Source organism: Nocardia sp. CC201C, assembly GCF_030010695.1.
Taxonomy (GTDB): Bacteria; Actinomycetota; Actinomycetes; order Mycobacteriales; family Mycobacteriaceae; genus Nocardia; species Nocardia otitidiscaviarum.
Window position 1 is genome coordinate 1 of sequence record NZ_JASCXP010000459.1, and the last position, 5,692, is coordinate 5,692.

The 5,692-nt window shown below is 70.5% G+C and carries 4 protein-coding genes; all 4 read right to left on the reverse strand.

Annotation, left to right across the window (positions count from 1 at the left end; translation table 11 throughout):
- Nucleotides 1–501: 501 nt before the first annotated feature.
- The 4 genes from ftsZ to murG all read right to left on the reverse strand — a co-directional run bounded on the left by ftsZ (nucleotide 502) and on the right by murG (nucleotide 5,531).
- Nucleotides 502–1,761: a cell division protein FtsZ gene (ftsZ, locus tag QK444_RS31580; protein WP_282785731.1), complete on the reverse strand. Its 1,260-nt coding sequence runs from the start codon at nucleotides 1,759–1,761 to the stop codon at nucleotides 502–504.
- Nucleotides 1,762–2,079: 318 nt separating this feature from the next.
- Nucleotides 2,080–2,883 (reverse strand): FtsQ-type POTRA domain-containing protein, encoded by an 804-nt coding sequence (locus QK444_RS31585; RefSeq protein WP_282785732.1) that lies wholly within the window; start codon nucleotides 2,881–2,883, stop codon nucleotides 2,080–2,082.
- Nucleotides 2,884–2,889: 6 nt separating this feature from the next.
- Nucleotides 2,890–4,401 carry a UDP-N-acetylmuramate--L-alanine ligase gene (murC, locus tag QK444_RS31590; protein WP_051037090.1) on the reverse strand — a complete coding sequence of 504 codons (1,512 nt, stop codon included), beginning with the start codon at nucleotides 4,399–4,401 and terminating at the stop codon, nucleotides 2,890–2,892.
- A complete protein-coding gene (gene murG, locus QK444_RS31595) occupies nucleotides 4,398–5,531 on the reverse strand; it encodes an undecaprenyldiphospho-muramoylpentapeptide beta-N-acetylglucosaminyltransferase (protein WP_282785733.1) in 1,134 nt (377 codons plus the stop codon). Before murG ends, murC begins: the two co-directional genes overlap by 4 nt.
- Between the last annotated feature and the right edge of the window lie 161 nt (nucleotides 5,532–5,692).

Sequence of the window (5,692 nt, forward strand, 5' to 3'; positions counted from 1 at the left end):
GCCGACCCTGGTTGCGACACACCAATCTGCGAACTCTCCGCGGCAGCGGAGGCGGTGCCCACGAGAGGGTCGACGGCTCGGCGTGGCGACCGATCCGGAAGTCCGCGTGGTCACCCGGGTCGGGTGAGTAGCGCCGTGCAAGGTTCGGCTGCCGAACTCCGGACGCGCACCACGGCCGCTCGCCGCGACCCGAACGCACCGACACCGCGCGTGAACATCACCGCGCCCCCGAACGCACCGACGCACAGGCCCCCTGCACAGGTAGGTGCGTCGACGGTGGTGGGTTGGGTCAACGACGCAGCAACACAGCGACGCCCACGTCGTCGTCGGACGGCTGGATACGCGAGCGGGGGTTGTGCACCGCCGCCACGCCCCCGAACGCACCGACGCACCGGCCCCTGTGCGGGCACCGGTGCGTCAGCGGTGGTGCGTCAGCGGTGGTGCGTCAGCGGTGGTGCGTCAGCGGTGGTGCGTCAGCGGTGGTGCGTCAGCGGTGGTGGGTCAGCGGCGCATGAACGAGGGGACGTCCACGTCGTCGTCGGTGTCGTCGTCGGACGGCTGGATGTGGGAGCGGGGGTTGTGCGCCACCGTCGGGTCGATCGAGGAGGGGCGGGGCGAGCCGTAGGAGGGGGCCGGGCCGCGGGAGACCGGTTGTTCCGGGGCCGGGGTGGGGTCGGGGCGCACCGGGTCGGGGGTGCGGGCCGAACCGTAGTCGGAGGTGCGGGAGGTGGACGGGGCCACATCGCCCGCCCGGGCGGAGCCGATGGTGGAGGTGGCGGTCCGGGTGATGGTGGATTCGATGCGCCGGGCGGGGCCGGTGCCGTCGAAGCCCGCGGCGATGACCGTGACCCGTACCTCGTCGCCGAGGGAGTCGTCGATGACCGTGCCGAAGATGATGTTGGCCTCGATGTGCGCGGCCTCCTGCACCAGCGAGGCGGCCTCGTTGATCTCGAACAGGCCCAGATCCGAACCACCGGCGATGGACAGCAGCACCCCGTGCGCGCCGTCCATGGACGCCTCCAGCAGCGGTGAGTTGATGGCGGCCTCGGCCGCTTTCACCGAACGCCCCTCACCCCGCGCCGAGCCGATGCCCATGAGCGCACTGCCCGCCCCGGACATGACGCTCTTGACGTCGGCGAAGTCGACATTGATCAGACCGGGGGTGGTGATCAGGTCGGTGATGCCCTGCACACCGTTGAGCAGCACCTCGTCGGCCGAGCGGAAGGCGTCCATGAGCGAGACCGCCGCATCGCCCAGCTGCAGCAGCCGGTCGTTGGGGATGACGATGAGGGTGTCGCAGGATTCGCGCAGCGCCTGGATGCCCGCCTCGGCCTGGTTGGAGCGGCGCTTGCCCTCGAAGGAGAACGGCCGCGTGACCACACCGATGGTGAGCGCGCCCAGCTTGCGGGCGATGCTCGCCACCACCGGCGCGCCGCCGGTGCCGGTGCCGCCGCCCTCACCGGCGGTCACGAAGACCATGTCGGCCCCCTTGAGGACCTCCTCGATCTCGTCCTTGTGGTCCTCGGCGGCCTTGCGGCCCACCTCGGGGTCCGCGCCCGCGCCGAGGCCGCGGGTGAGTTCCCGGCCGACATCGAGCTTGACGTCCGCGTCCGACATCAACAGCGCTTGCGCGTCGGTGTTGACCGCGATGAACTCGACTCCCTTGAGTCCCTGTTCGATCATTCGATTGACGGCGTTCACGCCGCCGCCGCCGATACCGACGACCTTGATCACTGCAAGGTAGTTGTGCGGGGGCGTCATGGACTCTCGCCTTCCTTCGATCCAACAAGCTTGGTGTCTTCGGATGCTCGCCGTAAGCCAGTACCGAAAGGTCTCGGTCTGATAAAGCCTCAACCATAGGTTTAGCGTTATGTCAAGTATCCGACTGTTGCGGAACGCTATTCGCAGCCACCGCGTTACGCGCGCAGGCGCGCCGAAACGAGATTCAGAATCTTGCGTGATCCCACTCGTCCGACCCGCCTCGCATCGTATCGTGGACGGTTGCTCTCCGGTGCCGGGATGGCAGCCGGAAGCGCTCCGGATGACCACCGAAAATTTCGGTGTCCCAAAGGGTATCGTTCACTTTACCGTGACGAGATTCGGACTCGAAATGTCGAACACCTCGCCGTCACGTGTCAGCAGCGGTATCACCACCGCCGCCTTGCGCTCGGAATCGCCTGCTCCACCCCACAGCACGCGCCGTCCGTCGCGTAGCTCGAGCTGAATGTCCGAAACCGATCTCGCCACAATCGCTCCCACCTCGAGCCGCAGTGATACCGGGACCGCATTGATCACGGTGACGGCCGCACGGGTGGCGGGATCGTTGCCGCCGGGAGTTTCGGTGACCAATTTCGGTACTCCGATCGGGGCCGGTTCGATGGCGAATTCCACGCTCTCGGAATCGATCAGATGGGCGCCGTCGGGTGCCTCGAAGTAGAGCACCGGTGTGCGTTCGACCACCGTCAGCCGCACCGAGGACGGGAACACCCGCTGCACCCGCACCGAGTGCACCTTGGGCAGCCGCGCCACCCGCTGCGCCAGCTCGGTGGTGTCGATGCGGAGCATGGACCGCCCCGCCGGCATGTCGAGGGCGTCGAGGACCTGTGCCTCGGTCACCACCGACAGGCCGTCGACGCGCACCGTGCGCACCGCCAGCAGCGGCGAGAAATAGGCGACCAGGCCGAGCGCCAGCGTGACCACGACCCCGGCGGCCACGCCGATGCGCGCCCGCCGCGACTCCCGGACCCGGATCCACCAGGGCTCCCGGCGACCGCGCCGGAGCCGGGCCCAGCGGGCCGCGTCGTCGGGCCGGCCGGTCTCGTCCGGGTCGACGGGATCATCGACCGGATCGGCCGTTTCGGCGTCCACTCCCCCGCGGCGCATGCCGGATCACCGCCCGTGCGCGGGCCGGGCGCGCAGCCCGTCGAGAATCTGGCCGCCGAGCATGGTGACATCGCCCGCGCCCATGGTGATCACCACATCGCCGGGGCGCGCGAGTCCGGCCACCTGGCGGCCCACCCGCGACATATCCGGCTGGTAGTGCACGGGTTTGGTGACGGCCTGCGCCACCAGTGCCCCGTTCACGCCCGGCAGCGGCTCCTCCCGCGCGCCGTACACATCGAGCACCACCACTTCGTCGGCGAGGTCGAGGGCGGCCCCGAATTCGGTAGCGAAGGTGGCGGTGCGGCTGTACAGGTGCGGCTGGAAGACCACGATCACTCGCCCGGGCCGCGACCGCGCCCCGTCGGCGGCCTCCTGCGCCACCAGCTCCGCCGCCGCGCCGAGCACGGCGCGCACCTCGGTGGGGTGGTGGGCGTAGTCGTCGAAGACGCGCACGCCGTTCTCCCGCCCGGTGAGCTGGAAGCGTCGGTGCACGCCGCCGAAACCCTCCAGCCCCTGGATGATCTCGCCAACGTCGGCCCCGGCGGCGCGGGCGGCCAGCAGCGCGCCGAGCGCGTTGAGCGCCATGTGGCGGCCGGGTACCGAGAGCCGGAGCGTGCGCGGCGCGGGTTCGTCGGCGAGCTGGAACTGCGCCACACCGCCCACATCGCGCGGCTCCCAGGAGTGCAGGCGCGCGGCGACGGGCACCCCGGTCGCCACTCCGGCCGAGCCGTAGCCGAGCACCTGGATGCCGCGGTCGTCGTCGGCGAGCCTGGCCACGGTGCGTTCGGCCAGTCCCAGCGAGCCCGGATCGTCCAGGCACACCACGAGTTTCCCGCCGGGTACCAGGCGGTCCACGAAGTCGTCGAAGACCTGCACGTAGGCTTCGTCGGAGCCGAAGTAGTCCAGGTGGTCGGATTCGATATTGGTGACGACCGCGACGTCGGGCGCGTATTGCAGCAGCGAGGCGTCGCTCTCGTCGGCCTCGGCCACGAAGCTGCCGCCGGTGCCGTGGTGGGCGTTGGTGCCGGATTCGTTGAGTTCGCCGCCGACCGCGAAGGACGGATCGAATCCGCAGTGCTGCAAGGCCACCACCAGCATGGAGGTGGTGGAGGTCTTGCCGTGCGTACCGGAGACCAGCAGCGAGCGGTGCCCCTGCATGAGCGAGGCGAGCACGGCGGGGCGCAGCAGCACCGGGATGCCGCGGCGATTCGCCTCCACCAGTTCCGGATTGGTCTTGGGGATGGCGGCGTAGGTGGTGACGACGGCGCTGGGGCCGCCGGGTAGCAGGTCCAGGGCGCTGGCGTCGTGACCGATGCGCACCTGCGCGCCGCGCGCCCGCAGCGCCAGTACGCCGCGGCTCTCCTTGGCGTCCGAGCCGGAGACGAGTCCGCCGCGGGAGAGCAGGATGCGCGCGATGCCGGACATGCCCGCGCCGCCGATGCCGATCATGTGCACCCGGTGCAGATTCGCGGGCAGGTCGGTGCGCTGTTCGACCGGTGCCGCCGTCTCCTCCGTCATCGGCCCGCCACCTCCAGCACGATACGCGCGATGACGTCGGCGGCGTCGCGATGTCCGGCGTTCGCCGCGGCGCGCCCCATTGCCGTCAGCCGATCGGAATCCATGAGCAGCGGTATCACCTCGTCGATCACGTATTTCGGAGTCAGCTCCGCGTCCGCCACGATTCTGCCACCGCCGGCGGCCACCACCGGGCGGGCATTGAGTTCCTGCTCCCCGTTTCCGTGCGGCAGGGGCACGTAGAAGGCGGGCAGACCGACGGCCGACACCTCGGCGACGGTCATGGCGCCCGAGCGGCACACCACCGCGTCGGCGGCGGCGTAGGCCAGATCCATCCGCGACAGGTACGGCACGGCAACGTATTTCGCATTGTCCCCGGCGGCGTCGTCGAGGGTGAGGCTGTTCTTCGGCCCGTGCGCGTGCAGTACCGAGATGCCGGCGGCGATGAGCTGCGGCGCGGCCGCCGAGACCGCTTCGTTGAGCGTCCGCGCGCCCTGGGAGCCGCCGAAGACCAGCAGTACCGGCCCCTCGGCGGGCAGGCCGAATTCGCTGCGCGCGGCGGCCCGCAGGCCCGCGCGGTCGAGTCCGGAGATGGATCCGCGCACCGGAATGCCGACCACCTCGGCGTCGGCCCGGCCGCGCGCCGCCACGCCCGAATTCGGCACGGCCGCCAGCACGCGCGCCGCGACGCGGGCGCCGATTTTGTTGGCGATACCGGCCTTGGCATTGGCCTCGTGGAGGACCACCGGTACCCTGCGCCGCCGCCGCAGCGGACCGGGACCGGCCGCCAGATAGGCGGGTAGCGCGACATAGCCGCCCACCCCGAAGATCACATCGGCCTCGACGGCGTCGATGATCTGGCGTGTCCGTGACACGGAGGCGCGGACACGCCCCGGCAGCCGCAGCAGATCCATGGTGGGCTTACGCGGCAGTGGCACCGGCGGCACGAGTTCCAGCGGATAGCCGCGTTCGGGCACGAGTTTCGTTTCGAGTCCGCGCTGGGTGCCGAGTGCGGTCACCCGGATATTCGGGTCGATTCGCCGCAGCGCGTCCGCCACGGCCAGCGCGGGCTCGATATGTCCCGCGGTGCCACCGCCCGCCACGATCACCGAGAGCGGTCGCTCCCCTGTCACCTCGAATTTCCCCGTTCTCTCGCATGTCTCATCGGATAGCTGGGCTCCCAGGCCCGGGTGCTGCGCCACGATTCGGTGGAGGCCGAACGGCGACGCGATGAATCCGAATCTATCGACCTGCGCGCGTCCGCGCCGCCCCGACCGCTCGGCGGCAGCGCGCG

What these genes read in the sequence shown, in the direction of transcription:
- ftsZ (WP_282785731.1), bottom strand. Translation starts at nt 1,761, where the DNA reads ATGACGCCCCCGCACAACTACCTTGCAGTGATCAAGGTCGTCGGTATC.
- murC (WP_051037090.1), bottom strand. Translation starts at nt 4,401, where the DNA reads ATGACGGAGGAGACGGCGGCACCGGTCGAACAGCGCACCGACCTGCCC.
- QK444_RS31585 (WP_282785732.1), bottom strand. Translation starts at nt 2,883, where the DNA reads ATGCGCCGCGGGGGAGTGGACGCCGAAACGGCCGATCCGGTCGATGAT.